Consider the following 18,728-nt stretch of genomic DNA (forward strand, 5'->3'; position numbering starts at 1 on the left):
TCTCAGCCTCCCTGGCCGCGCATAAGGGCCTGTACCAGGGCCTCGGTGCGTATCGGTTTGGTCACGTAATCGTCCATGCCCGCGGCCAGACAGGCCTCGCGATCGCCCTGCATGGCGTTGGCGGTCATCGCCACCAGGCGCGGCCGGCGGCCGGCCGGCCAGCGGCGGCAGATCTCGCGCGCCGCCTCCAGCCCATCCATCTCGGGCATCTGCACATCCATCAGCACCAGGTCGTAGGGCTGGCGCTGCACGCTCTCCACCGCCTCGATGCCGTTGCTGGCCACGTCGGCACGGTAGCCCATCTGCGCCAGCAGGCGCAAGGCCAGCTTCTGGTTCACCGCGTTGTCCTCGGCCAGCAGGATGCGCAGCGGGTGGCGCGCGGCCAGGCCGGCGTCGATGCCGGGCCTGTCCTGCGCCGGCGGGCGCGGCGCCAGCGCCTCGCCCGAGAGGCCCACCAGGGCGTCGAAGAGCTGGCTCTGGCGCAGCGGCTTGTGCAGATAGGCCTGGAACAGCCCGTCCTCGGCACCGGCCTCCTTGCGCCCCAGCGAGCTGAACATCACCAGCGGCAGCTGGGGCCAGGTCTTGCGGATGCGGCGCGCCAGCGTCAGGCCATCCATGCCCGGCATGTGCATGTCCAGCACCGCCAGGTCGAAGCGCCCGCCCTGCTCGAGCAGCTGCAGCGCCTCCTCGCCCGAGGCGCAGTCGCGCGGCAGCATGCCCCATTTGGCGGTCTGCAGCGCCAGCACGCGGCGGTTGGTGGCGTTGTCGTCGACCACCAGCAACTGCTTGGCGCGCAGCGCCGGCTGCTGGCCGATGAACTCGCGCCGCGCGTTGGCGGGCGGCTCGGCGGGCTCGGCGCGGATGCAGACATGGAAGCTGCTGCCGCAGCCCGGGCCGGCGCTCTCGGCCCACATGCGCCCGCCCATCAGCTCGGATAACTTCTTGCTGATCGCCAGGCCCAGGCCGGTGCCGCCGTACTTGCGCGTGGTCGAGCTGTCGGCCTGGCTGAAGCTCTGGAACAGCCGGCTCATGCCGGCCTCGCTGAGGCCGATGCCGGTGTCGCGCACGCTGAACTGCCACGCGTCGTCGCCCAGCGCCCTGACGCTCAGCACCACCTCGCCGCGCTCGGTGAACTTGACGGCGTTGGAGAGCAGGTTCAGCAGGATCTGGCGCAGCCGCGTGACGTCGCCGTTCAACGCCACCGGCAGCTCGCCCTCGAACAGATAGGCCAGGTCCAGCCCCTTCTCGGCCGCGCGCGCCGCCACCAGCTCCAGCGCCGACTCCACGCAGTCGCGCAGCTCGAAGGGGTGGTGCTCGATGTCCATGCGCCCGGCCTCGATCTTGGAGAAGTCCAGGATGTCGTTGATGATGGTCAGCAGGGTCTCGCCGGAGTCGCGGATGGTGCCCGCGTAATCGCGCTGTTCGGCATCCAGCGGCGTGTCCAGCATCAGCCCGCTCATGCCGATGATGGCGTTCAGCGGCGTGCGGATCTCATGGCTGACCGTGGCCAGGAATTCCGACTTGTGCTGGCTGGCGGCCTCCAGCGCGCGCGTGCGCTCGCGCACCTTCTGCTCGGTGAGCGCCTCGTTGAGGCGCGCGTTCTCGAAGCGCATGCGCATGGCTTCGAGCAGGGCCGCGCCATGCTGATGGGCAAACACCAGCACCACCAGCGAGAGCCAGAACATGGTCAGGGCGCCAAGCAGCGCCGGGGTGCTGCCATCCAGCACGCCGCGCAGCAAGACCGGCAGCATCAGCGGCAGGCAGAAGGCCAGCACACTGGCGCGATGCACCGCCGCGGCCGAAGCCACCGCCACCACATTGCCAAGCACCGCCAGCATCACGACCAGGATACGCAGCAGGGACGCCTCGAAGTAGTAAACGACGGCCCAACCCCAGCTGGCACCCAGGGCCAGATGAAAGGCCTGCAAAAGCCACTCCGCACGGCGTAGCTGGGCGCTCGCCAGCAAGCGCCGCGCCCATGGGGCCAAGACGAGGAAATAGGCCAAGGTCAAGCCAGCCTGGGCCAGCAGCCACCAGGCCAGGCCCTCGCTCGCCCCCGTCTGCGTCAGCGCCCAGGCAAACAGCAGCACGCCGATCGGGGCGACCGTCATGCCCAGCCCGGCATTGCGAAACAGGTATTCGAAGCGGGCCATGACCAGCTCCTGCGCCATGCCCGCGCCCGGCGCCGCCTCAGCCGTCATGGCGCGCCTCCGCATTCAGCAGCGCCTGCACCAGCGCCTCCACGCGTATCGGCTTGGCCAGGTAGTCGTCCATGCCGGCGGCCAGGCAGTCCTCGCGGTCACCCTGCATGGCGTTGGCGGTCATCGCGACGATGCGCGGCCGCGCCCCGGCCGGCCAGCGCGCGGTGATGCGCCGGCTCGCCTCCAGGCCGTCCATCTCGGGCATCTGCACGTCCATCAGCACCAGGTCGTAGGGCTGGCGCTCGACGCTCTCCACCGCCTCCAGGCCGTTGCTGGCCAGGTCGGCGCGGTAGCCCATCTGGCTCAGCAGGCGCAGCGCCAGCTTCTGGTTCACGGCGTTGTCCTCGGCCAGCAGGATGCGCAGCGGGTGGCGCTCGGCCAGGCCGGCATGCTGGCTGGGGCCCACCGGCGCCAGCACGCGCGCCGCGCTGCGCTCGCCCAGCAGATTCATCAAGGTGTCGAACAGCTGGCTCTGCCGCAGCGGCTTGTGCAGATAGGCGGCGAACACGCCCTCCTCCACCCCCGCCTCCTTGCGCCCCAGCGAGCTGAACAGCACCAGGGGCAGCTGGGGTCGGGTCTTGCGCAGCAGGCGCGCCAGTGTCACGCCGTCCATGCCCGGCATGTGCATGTCCAGCAGGGCCAGGTCGCAAACCCCGCCCGCGGCCATCCAGGCCAGGGCCTGCTCGGCGCTGGCGCAGTCCTGCGGCAGCATGCCCCAGCGCGCCGTCTGCAGCGCCAGCACGCGGCGGTTGGTGGCGTTGTCGTCCACCACCAGCAGGCGCTTGCCGTGCAGCGCCGGCTGCGGGCCCGCCAGCGCGCTGCGCGCCGCCGGCGCCGCCACCGCCGGCAGCGCGAGCGTGAAGTGGAAGCTCGCCCCCGCGCCCACGCCGGCGCTCTCGGCCCACATGCGGCCGCCCATCAGCTCCACCAGGCGCCGGCTGATCGCCAGGCCCAGGCCGGTGCCGCCGTACTTGCGCGTGGTCGAACTGTCGGCCTGGCTGAAGCTCTGGAACAGGCGGCTCATGCCCTGCGGGCTCAGGCCGATGCCGGTGTCGCGCACGCAGAAGTGCAGCTGCCCCTGCGCCTGCATGGCCAGGCTCAGCACCACCTCGCCGCGGCCGTCCTGGTTGTCGGTGAACTTGACCGCATTGCTGAGCAGGTTCAGCAGCACCTGGCGCAGCCGCGTCACGTCGCCGTTCACGACGGACGGCAGGTCGTCCTCGAACACATAGGCCAGGTCGAGCTGCTTCTCGGCCGCGCGCGCGCCCACCAGGTCCAGCGCCGATTCCACGCAGTCGCGCAGATCGAAGGGATGGGCCTCGATGTCCATGCGCCCGGCCTCGATCTTGGAGAAGTCCAGGATGTCGTTGATGATGGTCAGCAGGGCGTCGCCGCTGTCGCGAATGGTGGCCGCGTAGTCGCGCTGCTCGGCGTTCAGCGGCGTGTCCAGCAGCAGGCCGCTCATGCCGATGACCGCGTTCATGGGCGTGCGGATCTCGTGGCTCATGGTCGCCAGGAAGGCGCTCTTGGCCTCGTTGGCGCCCTCGGCCGCGGCGCGCGCCTCCCTGGCCTCGGCAAACAGCTGGGCATTGCGGATCGCCACGCCGACGCCGGACGCCAAGGTGCTGAGCAGGTTCTGGTCGGCCGCGGTGAAGCGGCCCTCGCGGGCGGTGCTCTGCACGCTCAGCACGCCGATCGCGCGCTCACCCACGCGGATCGGCACGCCCAGATAGCTGGCGGCCTGCTCGCCGAGTTGCTCGGCGCCCAGGGCGTCGGCGGCGGCATCGACGTCCTCGTTCAGCAGCAGCGGCTGGCCGGACTCGATGATCTTGCCGGTCAGGCCCTCGCCCATCGCCTGCTGATCCAGTTGCTCGCCATGCATATAGGGGAAGCGGATCAGGCCGGCGGCCTGGTCGAGCAAGGCGATGTAGGCGATGTCCGCGGCGAAGGTGACGCGCATCTTTTCACCCACGGTGTGAATCAGTTCATCCAGGTCGATGGTGCTGGTGAGCGCCTGGCCCAGCGCATTGACGGTGGCGAGCTCGTCGGCGCGCTGCTGGGTCTGTTCGAACAGGCGTGCGCTCTCCAGCGCCACGCTCATGCTGCCGGCCAGGGTGGTGAGCAGGCGCACATCGGCGGCGCTGAAGGCGTTCTCGCGATCGACGTTGTCGAGCCCGATCACGCCCACCACGCGCTCGCCGGAAAGGATCGGCACGCGCACCAGGCTGAGCGTCTCGGCCGTGCCCGGCAGGGTGCTGCTGACGATGCCCAGCGCGGCCAGGCGCGCGGTCTTGTCGTCATTGATCAGCAGCGGGCGGCCGCTCGCCACCAGGTGCAGGCCCAGCGCCGAGATCGGCCCGTCGGGCACCTCGAAACGCCGGCCGCGCTCCAGCATGTAGTGGTAGTGGCGCCGGTTCGCCTGCATGTCCAGGCTGGCGATGCTGATGCTCTGCGAATCGAACAGCTCGCGCAGCTTCTCGCCCACCAGCTCGTAGATCGAGTCGGCATCGAGCTTGTTGGCCAGGCCCTGCTGCACGCCGTTGATCACCGCCAGCTCGGCGGCGCGATCGTCGGTCTCCTTCAGCAGGCGCTGCGTTTCGTCGAACAAGCGCGCGTTCTCCAGTGCCACCCCCATCGATGAGGCAATCGTCTGCAGCAGGCGCACCTCGGCCGCGCCATAGGCATGCTCGCGCTGGTGGTCCTCGGTGTCGATGATGCCCAGCACCTGGTCGCCCACGATCACCGGCACCTTCAGCACCGACAGCGCCTGGTCGGTGCCGGGCATCAGCGTGATGCCGGCAGCCTCCATCTCGGCGGCGGTGTTGAGCACCACCGGTTGGCGCGTGGCGACCAGCCTGGCCCAGCTCCCCTGAGGGTTGGGCGCGGCCGGCGGCACATGCAGGCGCTGGTTGTGCTCGTAGACATAGAGGCTGTGCAGGTGATCGCTGGCCGCGTCGTACCAGACGATGCCCAGGTTTTCCGTGTGCAGCACCTCGCGCAACTTGTCGCCCACCAGGTCGACGATGCCCTGGAAGTCCAGCGAGCCCGCCATGCCCTGCTGGATGCTGTTGATCACCGCCAGCTCGGCATTGCGCTGCTCGGTCTCCTTGAGCAGGCGCTGGGTCTCGTCGAACAGGCGCGCACTCTGCAGCGCCACGCCCATCGCCGAGGCCACCGTCTGCAGCAGGCGCAGCTCCGATTCGCCATAGGCCTGCTCGCGCGAAAAATCCTCCAGCACCATCGAGCCCAGCAGCACATCGCCGCCGACGATGGGCAGGTGGATGGACGAGAGGCTGGAGTCGGTGCCCGGCAGCGCGCGTATGCCCAGCGCCAGCTTCTCGGCCGGGCTGTTGGTGACCACCGGCAGCCGCGTGCTCATCAGCCGGCTCATCACCGGCCCGCTCGCCAGCGGCTGCGGCGGGATCTGCAGGCGCACACCATGCTCGTACTCGTAGAGATGGTGCACGGTCTGGCCGGCGTGATCGAGCCAGCGGATGCCGATGTCCTCGGTCTTGAGCACCTCGCGCAGCTTGTCGCCGACCATCTCGACGATGCCCTGGAAGTCCAGCGAGCCCGCCATGCCCTGCTGGATGCTGTTGATCACCGCCAGCTCGGCATTGCGCTGCTCGGTCTCCTTGAGCAGGCGCTGGGTCTGGTCGAAGCGCTGTGCGCTCTGCAAGGCCATGCCCAGGGCGGCGGCAATGGTCTGCAACAGCCGCACCTCGGCCGCGCCATAGGCATGCTCGCGCTCATGATCCTCCGCCACGATGGAGCCCAGCGCCAGCTCGCCGCTGACGATGGGCACCTTGGCGATGGACTTGGCCTGATCGGTGCCCGGTATCGCACCGGTGCCTGCCACGACTTGCTCCGGCACCGAGCCGTAGACCACCGGTTCACGCTGCTCGACCTGCTTGCGCCACAGCTCGGGTTCATGGGCCAGTTCGCGCGGCGGCAGCGTCAGGCGTTGGCCATGCTCGGTCTCGTACAGGTGCAGCACGGCACGCCGCTCATGGTCGAACCAGCGTACGCCGACGCTGGGGCAGGCCAGGATCTCGCCGAGCTTGACGCCCACCAGCTCGACGATGCCCTGGAAGTCCAGCGAGCCGGCAATGCCGCGCTGGATGCTGTTGATCACCGCCAGCTCGGCATTGCGCTGCTCGGTCTCCTTCAAGAGGCGCTGGGTCTCGTCGAACAGGCGCGCATTCTCCAGCGCCACGCCCATGGTGGCGGCCACGGTGGTGAGCAGGCGCACCTCGGGCATGCCAAAGGCCTGCTCGCGCTCGTGGTTCTCCATCACGATGCGGCCCAGCACGCGGTCGCTGCCGACGATGGGCACCTGCAGCATGCTGAGTGCCTGGTCGGTGCCAGGGATCGCCTTGACGCCGGCCGCCACCTGCTCGGCCACGCTGTTGAGGATCTTGGGCTCGCGCCGCGTGCTGAGCTCGTCCCAGCGGGCGCCCGGTTCGTGCGTGCGCGTCGGAATCTCCAGGCGCTGGCCATGCTCGATCTCGTAGAGGAAGTGCACGCTGCGCGTGGCATGGTCCAGCCAGCGGATGCCGATGTCCTCGCTGTGCAGCACCTCGCGCAGCTTGTCGCCCACCAGCTCGACAATGGCCTGGAAGTCCAGCGAGCCCGCCATGCCCTGCTGGATGCTGTTGATCACCGCCAGCTCGGCATTGCGCTGCTCGGTCTCCTTCAAGAGGCGCTGGGTCTCGTCGAACAGGCGCGCGTTCTCCAGCGCCACGCTCATGCTGTTGGCCAGGGTCTGCAGCAGGCGCACATCCGATTCGCTGAAGGCCTGCTCGCGCTCCAGGTCGACCAGGGTGATGACGCCGCGCACCTGCTCGCCCGACACCAGCGGCACATAGACGGCCGACTTGGTGCTGCGCGTGCCCGGCAGCACATAGCTGCCGTAGCGCGCTCGCGCCATGTCCATCTGCTCGTTGATCACCAGGCTGCTGCGACTGCGCCGTATCTCGGCGCTGAAGCCGCGTTCCTCCATGGGCTCGGAGGCGATCACGAGCCGCCGTCCGTCCTCGTAGGTGTAGGGGTAATGCTCCAGGCCGGTGCTGGCATCGAAGACGCGGATGCCGACATCGCGGCCGTCGAAGATCTCGCGCACCTTGTCGCCCACGGCGTCGTAGATGCCCTGTATGTTCAGCTCGGCCGCCAGCGCCGCCTGCACGCTGTTGATGATGGCCAGCTCGGCGGCGCGCTGCTCGCTTTCCTTGAAGAGACGCTGGGTCTCGTCGAACAGGCGCGCGTTCTCCAGCGCCACCCCCAGGCTGGCCGAGATGGTCTCGACGAGGCGGATCTCGTCGGTGCCGAAGGCATGCTCGCGCTGGAAGTCCATCAGCACGATCACGCCCAGCAGATGCTCGCCGGCAATGATGGGGATGAAGGCGCCACTGAGCTCGGCATCGCTGCCATCCAGCAGGGCGGCGTAGGCGTAGTCGCGCCGGCTGTGATAGATGAGCGGCTTGCGGGTGCGCCGGATCTGCTCCCAGGCCCCGCCGGGGTTGGGCACATAGGCGCTGGACTGCAGGCGCTCGCCATGCTCGTAGACATAGAGCGGGCGCATCAGGCCGGCGGCGGCGTCGTACCAATGGATGCCGATATCGCCCGAGCGCAGCACCTCGCGCAGCTGGTCGCCCACCAGGTCGACGCTGGCCTGGAAATCCTGCGAATCGGCGATGCCCTGCTGGATCGCGTTGATGATGGCCAACTCATGGGCGCGCTGCTCGGCCTGGGCCTTGGCGGCCGCCAGCGCCGCGGTGCGCTCGGCCACCTTGGCCTCCAGGCCCTCGCCCCAGCGCGCGTTGTCCAGCGCCACCGCGGCCTGGGCGGCGAGCAGGGCCAGCAGGTCGCGATCGGCATCGGCAAAGCGCCCGAAGACGCCCTCGATGTCGGCATAGACATGGCCCAGCACGCGGCGCTGCGCCACCAGCGGCGCCACCAGGCAGCTGCGCTGCGCCAGCGGCGCGGCACCGGGCGGGCCGTGGCGCAGGCTGACGCTGCGGCTGCGGCGCGCCTCCTGCAGCCAGGGCGTCACCGCCTGCAGCAGGGCCGCCGCCGACTCGCCGCGCGGCAGCATGGCGCCGGCGATCTCCAGCGCGCCGCCGCCCTCCAGCACCAGCATCACGCGCTCGGCGCCGGTCAGCTGGGTGAGCTCGTTGATGAGGAACTCCTGCAGCTCGGCCGCGCTGCGCAGCTCGTTGAGGCGCAGGCCGCTGTCCACCAGGCGCTTGAAGGGCTCCACCGGCAGGCTGGGCAGGTGCAGATAACCCTCGCGCTCGGCCTCGGCCAGGCCACGCTGCGCCGCCTCGGCCAGCCAGGCGCGCACCAGCTCGCGGTTGCCCAACACCTTGTTGAGGTAGCTGCGGCGCAGGCCCTCGTCGCGCAGCTCGCGCACGCCGTCGAGCAGGAACACATAGGCCTGCTGCAGCGCGGCCCAGGCCTGCTCGCCGCGGCCCAGCGCGGCCAGCGCCTGACTGTGATGCCACCACAGATGCTGGCGCTGCACGAAATCGAGCTTGCTCAGACCCTGGCCGCGGTGCAGGGCGATGCCGCGGCTGCTGGCACGCAGCGCCGCAGCCGCCTGGCCATCGGCCAGCAAGGCCTTGGCCAGGCCGTCGTGCGCCGCCATCTGCATGGCCGGATCGCTGCCCGCCAGGGCGGCCCGCTGGGCGGCGCGGAACTCGCGCACCGCCAGCGCGCTGTGGCCCTGCGCCAGCGCCAGCTCGCCGCCCAGGCTGGCCGCCATATAGCCGCCGATCGGGTCGGCATAGAGCTGCAGCAGCGCCACATAGTCGGCGCGCGCGGCCTCGGCGGCGGCGTAGTCGCCCAGCTGGATGGCGATATCGGCCAGCGAGGCCAGGGTGTTGGCCAGGCCGGCCAGCGCACCCAGCTCGCGCTGCAGGCGCGCATTCGCCTGGCGCAGCTGCAGGGCATGGCGGTACAGGCCCAGCTCCACATAGGCGTTGGCGATGTTGGAGCGCACCAGCGCGCAGCGCTCCACATAGCCGGCGCGCTGGAAGGCCGCCTCGGCCTGCCGGAAGCCCTGCAGCACCGCCGAGAGATCGGCCTGCATGAAGGCGAGCAGATTGAGCGCATTGCCGAGCGCGAACTCGTCGCCGCTCTGGCGCGCCAGCGCCAGCGCCTGCTCGGCCGCCGCGCGCGCCTGGGCCGGGTGGCCCAGATTCATCTGCGCGTTGGCGACGATCCAGAGCGCGCGCGCCTGGCCCGAGGCATCGCCCAGGCGCGCATAGAGCGCCGCCGCCTGCTCCCCGCTGGGCACGCCCATGCGGCCCTGGCGCACGCGGAACTGCGCCTCGCCCAGGCGCGTGAGCGCCAGCGCGCGCAGCGCCGGCTGGCCGCAGCGCTCGGCGCGCTCGAGCGCCAGCGTGGCCACCGCCAGCGCCTCCTGCAGGCGGCCGCGCCGCATCAGCGCCATCGCCATCGCGGCATAGCCCTGCGCCTGTGCGGCCGCATGCTCGGCGCCAGGCACCAGGGTCAGCAGGGTCTCGGCATCGCTGAGCGCCGCATCGAAGCGCCCCAGCGCCACCGCGGATTCGCTGCGCAGCGCCAGCAGGGCCACGCGCTGCGCCAGCGGCAGCCGGGCGTCCGCCAGCGCCTCGCCGCAGGCGGCGCGTGCCTCCTCATGGCGCCCGCTCCAGGCCAGCTCGGCGGCACTGTTCCATCCTGCCGGCACGGCCGCGCCGCGACGGCTGGGCCGGGCGGGCTTGCTGCGGGCGCTGGCTGGCAGGGCTGCGGACATCGTGGACGGCACTCCGGTCGCGACGATTGAGGCCCGAGTCTAGGCCCGGGCCGGCGGTACGGGCGCCGGGCTATCCCGGGGTCAGGGCAAAACCTGACACCTGTTGTGGTGACAGCCGCCATCATGTGGCTTTCGACCCGGAGGAATTCGTCATGCCCAACAAGAAACTGCTGCTGGCCCTGATGGCCGGCGCCTGCTGCATGCTGGCCCAGGCCCAGGAAACCAAGGTGGCCGTGGGCATCTCGGGCTGGACCGGCTTCGCCCCGCTGACCCTGGCCAAGGAGGCCGGCATCTACAAGAAGCTGGGCCTGGACGTGAGCATCAAGAAGATCCCGCAGAAGGACCGCCACCTGGCGATCGCCTCCGGCGATGTGCAATGCGCCGCCACCACGGTGGAGACCTGGGTGGTCTGGAACGCCAACGGCGTGGCCACCACGCAGATCTTCCAGCTCGACAAGAGCTATGGCGCCGACGGTATGGTGGTGAAACCCGGCATCGCCAGGATCGCCGACCTGAAGGGCAAGACCGTGGCCGCCAGCGCGCCCGGCACCGCGCCCTACTTCACGCTGGCCTGGATGCTCAAACAGAACGGCCTGTCGGTGAAGGACGTCAAGGTGGTGAACCTGGAGCCGCAGGCCGCCGCCAATGCCTTCATCGCCGGCAATGCCGACATCGACGCCGGCATGACCTACGAGCCCTACCTGAGCGGCGTGCGCGCCAAGCCCGAGGCCGGCAAGATCATCGCCACCACGCTGGACTACCCGGTGGTGATGGACACCTTCGGCTGCACGCCCAAGTTCCTTGCCGAGCACCCCAAGGCCGCGCAGGCCCTGGCCGACGGCTATTTCGAGGCCCTCGCGCTGATCAAGGCCGAGCCCAGGAAGAGCTTCGAGATCATGGGCGCCGACGTCAAGCAGGCCGGCGAGGCCTTCGAGAAGAGCGCCGCCTACCTGCGCTGGCAGGACAAGGCGGCGAACCAGAAATTCTTTGCCGAGGAGCATCTGCGCTTCAGCAAGGAGGCGGCCGTGCTGCTGATGGAGCTGGGCATCATCAAGGCCATGCCCGACCTCGCCCGGCTGGCGGACACGCGCTTCATCGGCGCCAAATGAAGCCGCTGGTGCCGGTCGGCCCGGGCGCCAAGCTGGCGCTGGGGCTGGCCTTCTTCGTGCTCTTCACCGCGGTCTGGGCCGCCGCCACCTTCGGCGGACTGGTCTCCAAGACCTTTCTGGCCGACCCGCTGACCATGCTGGTATCGGGCTGGACCCTGCTGACGCAGATGGGTTTCGCCACCGACATCGGCATGACGGTGTGGCGTGTGCTGGGCGGTTTCCTGATTGCCGCCGCGCTGGCGCTGCCGCTGGGCGTGCTGATGGGCACCTACAAGCCGGTGGAGGCCTTCTTCGAGCCCTTTGTCTCCTTTGCCCGCTACCTGCCGGCCTCGGCCTTCATCCCGCTGCTGATCCTCTGGGCCGGCATCGGCGAGGCGCAGAAACTGGCGGTGATCTTCATCGGCAGCTTCTTCCAGCTCACCCTGATGATCGCGGTGACGGTGGGCAACACCCGGCGCGATCTGGTGGAGGCCGCCTACACCCTGGGCGTGGGCGATGCCGGCCTGATACGCCGCGTGCTGATCCCCGGCGCCGCGCCCGAGATTGCCGAAACCCTGCGCATGGTGCTGGGCTGGGCCTGGACCTATGTGATCGTGGCCGAGCTGATCGGCGCTTCCAGCGGCATCGGCCACATGATCACCGACAGCCAGGCCCTGCTGGCCACCGACCAGATCATCTTCGGCATCATCGTGATCGGCCTGATCGGCCTGGTCAGCGATTTCGCCTTCAAGGCCATGAACCGCGCCCTGTTCCCCTGGGCCCAGCTCGGCAGGTAGGTGCGGCGATGAGTTCTTCCATGCTTTCCATACGCGGCGTTGCGCGCACCTTCACCAGCGGCAGCCAGCACACCCTGGCCCTGCAGGCCACCGACCTGGCCGTGGCGGAGAACGACTTCCTCACCATCCTGGGCCCCTCGGGCTGCGGCAAGAGCACGCTCTTGCGCATCGTCGCCGGCCTGGACCAGGCCAGCCAGGGTCAGGTCTTGCTGGACGGCCAGCCGGTCAACGGCCCCGGAGCCGACCGCGGCATGGTGTTCCAGAGCTACACCCTGTTCCCCTGGCTGACGGTGCTGGACAACGTCGCCTTCGGCCTGCGCGAGCGCGGCCTGCCGCGCAAGCAGCAGGTCGAGCAGGCCCAGGCCTGGCTGGCCAAGGTGGGGCTGCAGAAGTTCAGCCAGCATTACCCCAAGCAGCTCAGCGGCGGCATGCAGCAGCGCACCGCGCTGGCGCGCGCGCTCGCCAACGAGCCGCGCATGCTCCTGATGGACGAGCCCTTCGGCGCCCTCGACCACCAGACCCGCGAGCTGATGCAGGAGCTGCTGCTCGGCATCTGGGAGCGCGAGAAGAAGACCGTGCTGTTCGTGACCCACGACATCGACGAGGCCATCTTCATGGGCTCGCGCGTCGCGGTGATGAGCGCGCGGCCGGGCCGCATCAAGCTGGAGCTGCCGGCGGACCTGCCGCACCCGCGCCACTACGCCGTCAAGACCAGCGCGGCCTTCTCGGCCCTCAAGCGCGAACTCACCGAGGCTTTGCGCAGCGAGGTGCTGGCGGCGGCCATGCTCTGAGTTGAGGCGGACAATGGGCTGACCATGCCGCGCCTGCTCGCCCTGCTCCTGCTCTGCTGCGCCCAACACGCCGCGGCGCTCAGCATCGCCTTCATCAACCCGGGCCGCAGCGACGAGGCCTTCTGGGTGGCGGCCACCCAGGCCATGCAGGCGGCGGCGCAAAGCCTGCAGCTGCAGCTGGAGGTCCTGTACGCCGAGCGCGAGCCGGCGCGTGCCCTGCAGCTGGCGCGCGAGATCGCGGCGCGCCCGGCCCTGCAGCGCCCCGACTACGTGATCCTGGTGAACGAGAAGGGCACCCTGGTCGCCAACGCGCAAACCCTGGGCGGCGTGGGCATCAAGAGCTTTGCCGCCTTCAGCGGCCTGCTACCGCAGGAGCGCGCGCAATGGGCGCCGCGCCAGGGCCTGCCGCTGTTGCTGGGCAGCCTGGAGCCGCACGCCGTCGAGGCCGGCTATCTGACCGCCAAGGCCCTGATCGTGCAGGGCCTCAAGCAGGGCCTGCGCGCCGAGGACGGCCGCGTGCACCTGCTGGCCATCGCCGGCGACCGCTCCACCCCGGTCTCGATCGCGCGCAACGAGGGCATGCGCCGCGCGGTGGCCGAGGCCCCCAGGCGGTGCTGGACGAACTGGCCTTCGCCGACTGGAAGCGCGAGCAGGCGGCCGAGCTGATGCGCGGCCTGCTGCAGCGGCGCCCGCAGGCCCGCCTGGTCTGGGCCGGCAGCGACCAGATGGCCTTTGGCGCCATGGAGCTGGCCCAGCAGGAGGGCCGCATGCCGGGCCGCGACTTGCTGTACTCGGGCATCAACACCTCGGCCGAGGCCATGCAGGCCCGCATCGACGGCCGCCTCAGCGCGCTGGCCGGCGGCCATTTCATGTGCGGCGCCTGGGCCTTGCTGATGCTTTACGACCACCACCACGGCCGCGACTTCGCCGACGAGGGCCTGGAGCTGGAGCAGTCCATGTTCATGCTCTTCGACGCGCGCAGCGCCGAGCGCTATCTGGCGCGCTTCGGCAAGAGCATCCGGGGCCTGGATTTCCGGCCCCACAGCAAGCATCTCAACCCCAAACTCGCGCAATACCAGTTCGGGGTCGATGTGCTGCTGCGCTGAGTCAGCCCGCCGCGGCGCGCGCCGGCGTGCGACTCAGCGGCACCGCGCGCACCGCCACGATCTCCCAGCCGCTGGCGGCCGGCCGCACGATGGTGAGGGTGAAGAACTCGCCCACCACCTCGGTCGCGCCGTTGGCGCCGGGCCGCTCCACATAGATCGCGTTGTCGGTCAGATAGGTCTGGCCGTCCAGTGGCTCGACCCGGCGCAGCACGGTGCGGTGGCTCAGGTCCTTGGCCACACGCGCCAGCGATTGCTCGAAGTAGGCCTGGATCTGCGCGCGCCCCGCCAGGCGCGGCCCATCGCGGCCCAGGCTCAGGGTGGCGTCGGCGGCGTAGAAGGCGCTCAACGCGGCGGCGTCGCGGGCATTCCACTGCGCATCCACGGCGGCGGCCAGCCCGGCCAGTTCGCCGTCGCGCGGCGCGGCAGTGGCGGTGGTGGAAAAGAAGGCGAGCTGGCAGGTCATGAGGACCAGCCAGCAGCAGCGCGTCAGTGCGTTCAAGAGCATCTCCTGGGGTGAAGGCTGGGCGCGAGTCTAGGAAAGCGCACAGCCGCTGTCGCCGGCGCTGCGACCAAGCCGGGAAATCCGGCCCTCAAACACGCCTAACGCGGTTTGACCCTGGCCCCGTCCTGCAGGTCCTGCGGCGGATAACTGACCACCTGGCTGCCCGCATCGAGGCCGCCGGCCACCCAGGCCACCGCGCCATTGCGCGCCTCCAGCTTGACCTCGGTGAGCCGGGCGCGACCGCCCTCGACGCGGAACACCGCATGGCGGCCGGCCGCGGCGCGCGGCAGCGGGAACACCGCGCTCACCGGCACCAGCAGGGCGCCCTCGGCGCTGCGCGTGAGGATGCGCACGCCCACGCGGTAGCCGTCGCCGAGCTGCTGGCGCTCGGCCGGCGGGCTCAGCAGCTTGACCAGCACGCGCACGCGCTGTTCCTCCACGCCCAGGGCCGAGACCTTGGTGAAGGCGCCCGGCTCGACCCGCAAGACCTGGCCCTTGAGCACGGCGGGGCCGCCCCAGCGCTCGATCTGCACCGGCTGGCCCGGCCGCACCGCCAGCGCGTCGGTGCTGAGCAGCTCGGCCACCACCTCCAGTTGGGCCGTGTCGCCCAGCTCCAGCAGCGGCGCGCCCAGCGCCACCACGCCCTCGCTGGGCTGCTGCACGCGCAGGACCTGGCCCGCCACCGGGGCGCGCAGCACAAAGCCGTTGCCGGCAGCGCCGGCGCCACCGGCGCCGCCATAGACGCCCAGCGCGGCGCGCGCCTGCGCCGCCTCGTGCTGGGCGATCTTCAGCTCGGACTGCGCCGCCTTGAGGTTCTGCTGCGCGGCCTGCAGGGCCAGCGCATCGCTGTCGCGCCGGGCGGCGCTTAGATAGCCCTGGCGCGCCAGTGCCTCGCTGCGCGACAACTCCTGCTGCGCCTGGGCCTGGGCGATGCCGACGGCGGCCAGGCGCGCGGTGGCGGCCTGCACCGCATCGCTGGCGGCCTCGGCGCGCGCCGCCAGCTCGGCGCGGCTGCGCGCGTCGGTGAGCGCGGCCAGCGTCGGCTGCAGCACGCCCAGCACCGCGCCGGCCTGCACCGCGTCGCCCTCCTTCAGCTGCGGGCGCAGCCAGCGGCCGGCCAACGGCGCCGACACCAGGTAGCGCTCCTGCACGCGTGTCTTGGCGTCCTCCTCGATGCCGAGCTCGAAGCGCCCGGCCTGCGCGCTGGCGATCTCCACCGCCTGCGGCCGCGGCGCAAAGGCCCAGGCCAGCACCAGCAGCAGGGCCGACACCGCGCCACCCATCAGCCATTTGTTCTTGGTTTGCATCTCGCTCATTCCCTTGTCTTCAAAGCCGCCACCATGTCGAGGCGGTCGATGCGGCGGCGCACCACCAGCGCGCTGGCCACGCCCGCCAGCAGCACCGCCAGGCAGGCCAGCGCATAGGTGCGCGGCTGTATCACCACCGGAAACAGGAACTGGTCGTTCTTCAGCGCCTCCACCAGGCCATGCGTGAGCAGCCAGCCCAGGCCCATGCCCAGGGGCAGGGCCAGCGCCATGCTGATCGCCATCTCGCCCAGCAAGAGGCCTGAGACCTCGGCGCGCGTGAAGCCCAGCACGCGCAGCGAGGCCAGCTCCCAGGCGCGCTCGGCCAGCGCGATGCGGGCATTGTTGTAGACCACGCCCACCGCGATGACGCTGGCAAAGGCGGTCAGTATGGTGCTCATGATGCGAACATTGCGCGCGCTCACGTCCTGCATATTGCGCAGCACCGTGGCCTTGCTGAAGGCGCCCACCACCCTGGGCAGGGCGCGCAGCGCCCGCAGGGTCTCGGCCTCGCGGCCACGCTCGACGATGAGGGCGAACTGCGAGCTCACATCGCCCTCGTCGAGCAGGTGGTTGAGCGCGCGCCGCTCGATATAGGCGTTCAGCCCCATCATCTCGCGCACCGTCGTCTCCAGCGGCAGCTCCAGGCGGCGCGGCCGCCCCTCCAGCAGCTCCACCAGCACCGGGTCGCCGGGGCGCAGGCCCAGCTTGTCGGCCAGGCGGTCGGTCATCACCAAGCCGCTCGCGCTGGGCAGGCTGGCACGGCCGTCCACGTCGACGATGCGGCGCGCCTGCGGTGCGGCGGCCAGGCCCTGCAGGGCGCCGCGCTCGCTGCGCGCGCCGTGCGGGAAGCGCACCGCCACGTCGCGCCCCGATTCCACCGCCAGCACGCCCGGCAGGCGCTGCAGCTCCAGGCGCGCGCTGTCGGGGCCGGCCTCACTCATCCAGACGATCACGTCGCTGCGCATGCTGGCGTTGAACTGCGAGTCGACGACGAAATCGATCGCATCGCGGAAGAAGTTGCCCAGCACCACGATGCCCACCGCCACCGCCACGCCGACGATGGACAGCAGGGTGCGCCAGGGGCGGCGCTCCATCTGGCGCAGGATCATGCGCAGCGACACGCCCGCGCGCAGCCAGGGCAGGCGCTCGACGATGGCGGGCCGGTAGCGCCCCGGCGCGGCCGGCCGCATCGCCTCGGCCGGCGCCAGCCGCACCGTGGCGGCAATCGCGTTGAGCGTGCCCAGCACCGCCATCAGCAGCGAGAAGCCGCCGCTCCACAGCAGCAGCCGCACATCCAGCACATGCTGGAAATGGCGGAACTTGAAGAACTCGACATAGAGCCCGGTGAGCATGCTGCCCAGCCAGTCGCCCAGCAGCACGCCCAGCGTCAGCCCCAGCAGCATGATCACCAGCACCAGCTTGAGGTAATGCGCGGCGATGCTGCGGTTGGGGTAGCCCAGGGCCTTGAGCGCGGCCACCTGCTCGCGCTGCGTGGTCACCAGGCGCGACACCACCACGTTCAGCAGAAAGGCCGCCACGCCCAGGAAGATCACCGGCGCCACCGTGCCGAGCACGCGCTGCTCCTTGATCTCGTTGCTCAGCATGGCATGCGAGCTCTGGTCCTCGCGGCCATAGGCCTCGCGCCCGCCATAGGGGGCCAGCACCGGCTGCAGCGCCGCCATCGCCACCGCCGGCTCGGCGCCGGGCGCGAGCTTGAGCGCCACGCGGTTGAAGGCGCCGCGCATGTCGTAGGCCGAGGCCAGCAGCTCGTGGTCCATCCAGACGATGCCGAAGCCGCGCATGTCGGGCATGCCGCCCAGGCCGGCGAAGATGAACTCGGGGCTGAGCGCCGTGCCCACCACCAGCAGCTCGCGCCGCCGGCCGTTCACCAGCGCCGACAGGCGCGCGCCGGGGGCCAGGCCGCGCGCCTCGGCAAAGGCGGCCGAGAGCGCCACCTCGACGAGCGGGCTGCCGGTGGCGTCGGCGGAGGGCAGGCGGCCGCTCTTGACGAACACGCGGTTGAGCCGCGCCGGCTTGCGCGCGTCCAGGCCGATCAGCTGGCCCAGCACCGGGTCCACCACGCCGGGCAGCTCCAGCCGCACCAGCTGGTCCACGCGCGTGTCGACCTGGGCCACGCCGGGCAGCGCCGCCAGGCGTTCCTGCAGCGCCAGCGGCGCGCGCTTGACGCTGGCAAATACATCGGCAAAGCGGCCCTCGGCATAGAAGTCGTCGCGCGCCAGCGCCAGCGAGTCCACCGCCGAGAGGCAGGCGATGAAGCCGCCCATGCCGCTGGCCACCACCAGGGCGATGGTGAGCACCTGGCTCCAGAGGCTGCGCAGGTCGCGCAGCAGCTTGCGGTCGAGCGCTCTCATGGCTGGGGTCTCATCACCACTGCAGCTCCGAGGGCGTGAGCTTGTGCGCATTCGTCTCGATGCGCTGGATCGCCCCGTCGCTCAGATAGATCACCCGGTCTGCCATGCCGGCGATGGCGGCGTTGTGGGTGATCACGACGGCGGTGGTGCCGAGCTCCTGGTTGATGCGCGCGATCACCTCCAACACCAACTTGCCGGTCTGGTAGTCGAGCGCGCCGGTGGGCTCGTCGCACAGCAGCACGTCCGGGCGCTTGACGATGGCGCGCGCGATCGCCACGCGCTGCTGCTCGCCGCCCGAGAGCTGGGCCGGGAAGTGATCGGCGCGCGGCAGCAGGCCCACCAGGCCAATGGCCTCGTCCACCGCCATCGGCGCGCTAGCGATGTCGGTGACCAGGGCCACGTTCTCGCGCACCGTCAGGCTGGGAATGAGGTTGTAGAACTGGAACACGAAGCCCACATGCTCGCGCCGGTAGCGCGTCAGCTCGGCCTCGCTGGCGCCGCTGAGCTGGTGCTCGGCAAAGCGCAGCGTGCCGCTGCTGGGGATGTCCAGGCCGCCGAGGATGTTCAAGAGCGTGCTCTTGCCGCTGCCCGAGGCGCCCAGCAGCACGATGAACTCGCCGCGCCGCACCGCCAGATCCACGCCGCGCAGCGCGTGCACGGCGGTTTCGCCCTCGCCATAGGTCTTGCTGAGGGCCCGGGCCTCGAACACCGGGCTGGCCTGGGTCGCTGTTTCGCTCATGCCTGCTAGCCTCGCGCCTGCCCGCCTCGGCGGCATTGATCGACATCA

11 protein-coding genes are annotated in these 18,728 nt (G+C 70.7%); 5 read left to right on the forward strand and 6 right to left on the reverse strand.

Going from position 1 to position 18,728, the window contains the following annotated elements; translation table 11 throughout:
- Positions 1-2 precede the first annotated feature (2 nt).
- The gene (locus tag AC3WQY_RS02455) at positions 3-2,201 is read right to left on the reverse strand and encodes a response regulator (RefSeq protein ID WP_492705486.1); all 2,199 of its coding nucleotides are present in this window, start codon (positions 2,199-2,201) and stop codon (positions 3-5) included.
- Positions 2,191-9,978 carry a GAF domain-containing protein gene (locus AC3WQY_RS02460; RefSeq protein ID WP_492705488.1) on the reverse strand — a complete coding sequence of 2,596 codons (7,788 nt, stop codon included), beginning with the start codon at positions 9,976-9,978 and terminating at the stop codon, positions 2,191-2,193. Before AC3WQY_RS02460 ends, AC3WQY_RS02455 begins: the two co-directional genes overlap by 11 nt.
- A gap of 152 nt (positions 9,979-10,130) precedes the next feature.
- Here AC3WQY_RS02460 and AC3WQY_RS02465 point away from each other — a divergent pair, with 152 nt between their 5' ends.
- The 5 genes from AC3WQY_RS02465 to AC3WQY_RS02485 are packed head-to-tail and all read left to right on the forward strand — an operon-like array spanning position 10,131 to position 13,760.
- The gene (locus AC3WQY_RS02465; RefSeq protein ID WP_492705490.1) at positions 10,131-11,087 is read left to right on the forward strand and encodes an ABC transporter substrate-binding protein; all 957 of its coding nucleotides are present in this window, start codon (positions 10,131-10,133) and stop codon (positions 11,085-11,087) included.
- Positions 11,084-11,863 (forward strand): ABC transporter permease, encoded by a 780-nt coding sequence (locus AC3WQY_RS02470; RefSeq protein WP_425334606.1) that lies wholly within the window; start codon positions 11,084-11,086, stop codon positions 11,861-11,863. The genes AC3WQY_RS02465 and AC3WQY_RS02470 overlap by 4 nt, the downstream gene beginning before the upstream one ends.
- Before the next feature lie 8 nt (positions 11,864-11,871).
- On the forward strand, positions 11,872-12,654 hold the full coding sequence (locus tag AC3WQY_RS02475; RefSeq protein ID WP_492705493.1) for an ABC transporter ATP-binding protein: 783 nt from the start codon (positions 11,872-11,874) through the stop codon (positions 12,652-12,654).
- A 24-nt stretch (positions 12,655-12,678) separates the two neighbouring features.
- Complete coding sequence (locus tag AC3WQY_RS02480; RefSeq protein ID WP_492705495.1) at positions 12,679-13,320, forward strand: type 1 periplasmic-binding domain-containing protein; 642 nt, start codon at positions 12,679-12,681, stop codon at positions 13,318-13,320.
- Positions 13,266-13,760, forward strand: coding sequence for a type 1 periplasmic-binding domain-containing protein (locus AC3WQY_RS02485; protein WP_492705497.1), 495 nt, complete (start codon positions 13,266-13,268; stop codon positions 13,758-13,760). Before AC3WQY_RS02480 ends, AC3WQY_RS02485 begins: the two co-directional genes overlap by 55 nt.
- Position 13,761: 1 nt before the next feature.
- Here AC3WQY_RS02485 and AC3WQY_RS02490 read toward each other — a convergent pair whose 3' ends face one another.
- The 4 genes from AC3WQY_RS02490 to AC3WQY_RS02505 all read right to left on the reverse strand — a co-directional run bounded on the left by AC3WQY_RS02490 (position 13,762) and on the right by AC3WQY_RS02505 (position 18,680).
- Positions 13,762-14,259, reverse strand: a complete 498-nt coding sequence (locus tag AC3WQY_RS02490; RefSeq protein WP_492705499.1) for a nuclear transport factor 2 family protein — start codon at positions 14,257-14,259, stop codon at positions 13,762-13,764.
- Between the two features lie 101 nt (positions 14,260-14,360).
- Positions 14,361-15,569, reverse strand: a complete 1,209-nt coding sequence (locus AC3WQY_RS02495; protein ID WP_492705501.1) for an efflux RND transporter periplasmic adaptor subunit — start codon at positions 15,567-15,569, stop codon at positions 14,361-14,363.
- A gap of 5 nt (positions 15,570-15,574) precedes the next feature.
- On the reverse strand, positions 15,575-17,941 hold the full coding sequence (locus tag AC3WQY_RS02500) for an ABC transporter permease (RefSeq protein ID WP_492705503.1): 2,367 nt from the start codon (positions 17,939-17,941) through the stop codon (positions 15,575-15,577).
- A 13-nt stretch (positions 17,942-17,954) separates the two neighbouring features.
- Positions 17,955-18,680 carry an ABC transporter ATP-binding protein gene (locus tag AC3WQY_RS02505; RefSeq protein ID WP_492705507.1) on the reverse strand — a complete coding sequence of 242 codons (726 nt, stop codon included), beginning with the start codon at positions 18,678-18,680 and terminating at the stop codon, positions 17,955-17,957.
- Positions 18,681-18,728: the final 48 nt, after the last annotated feature.

The organism is Roseateles sp. FW301-B2, from assembly GCF_058788955.1.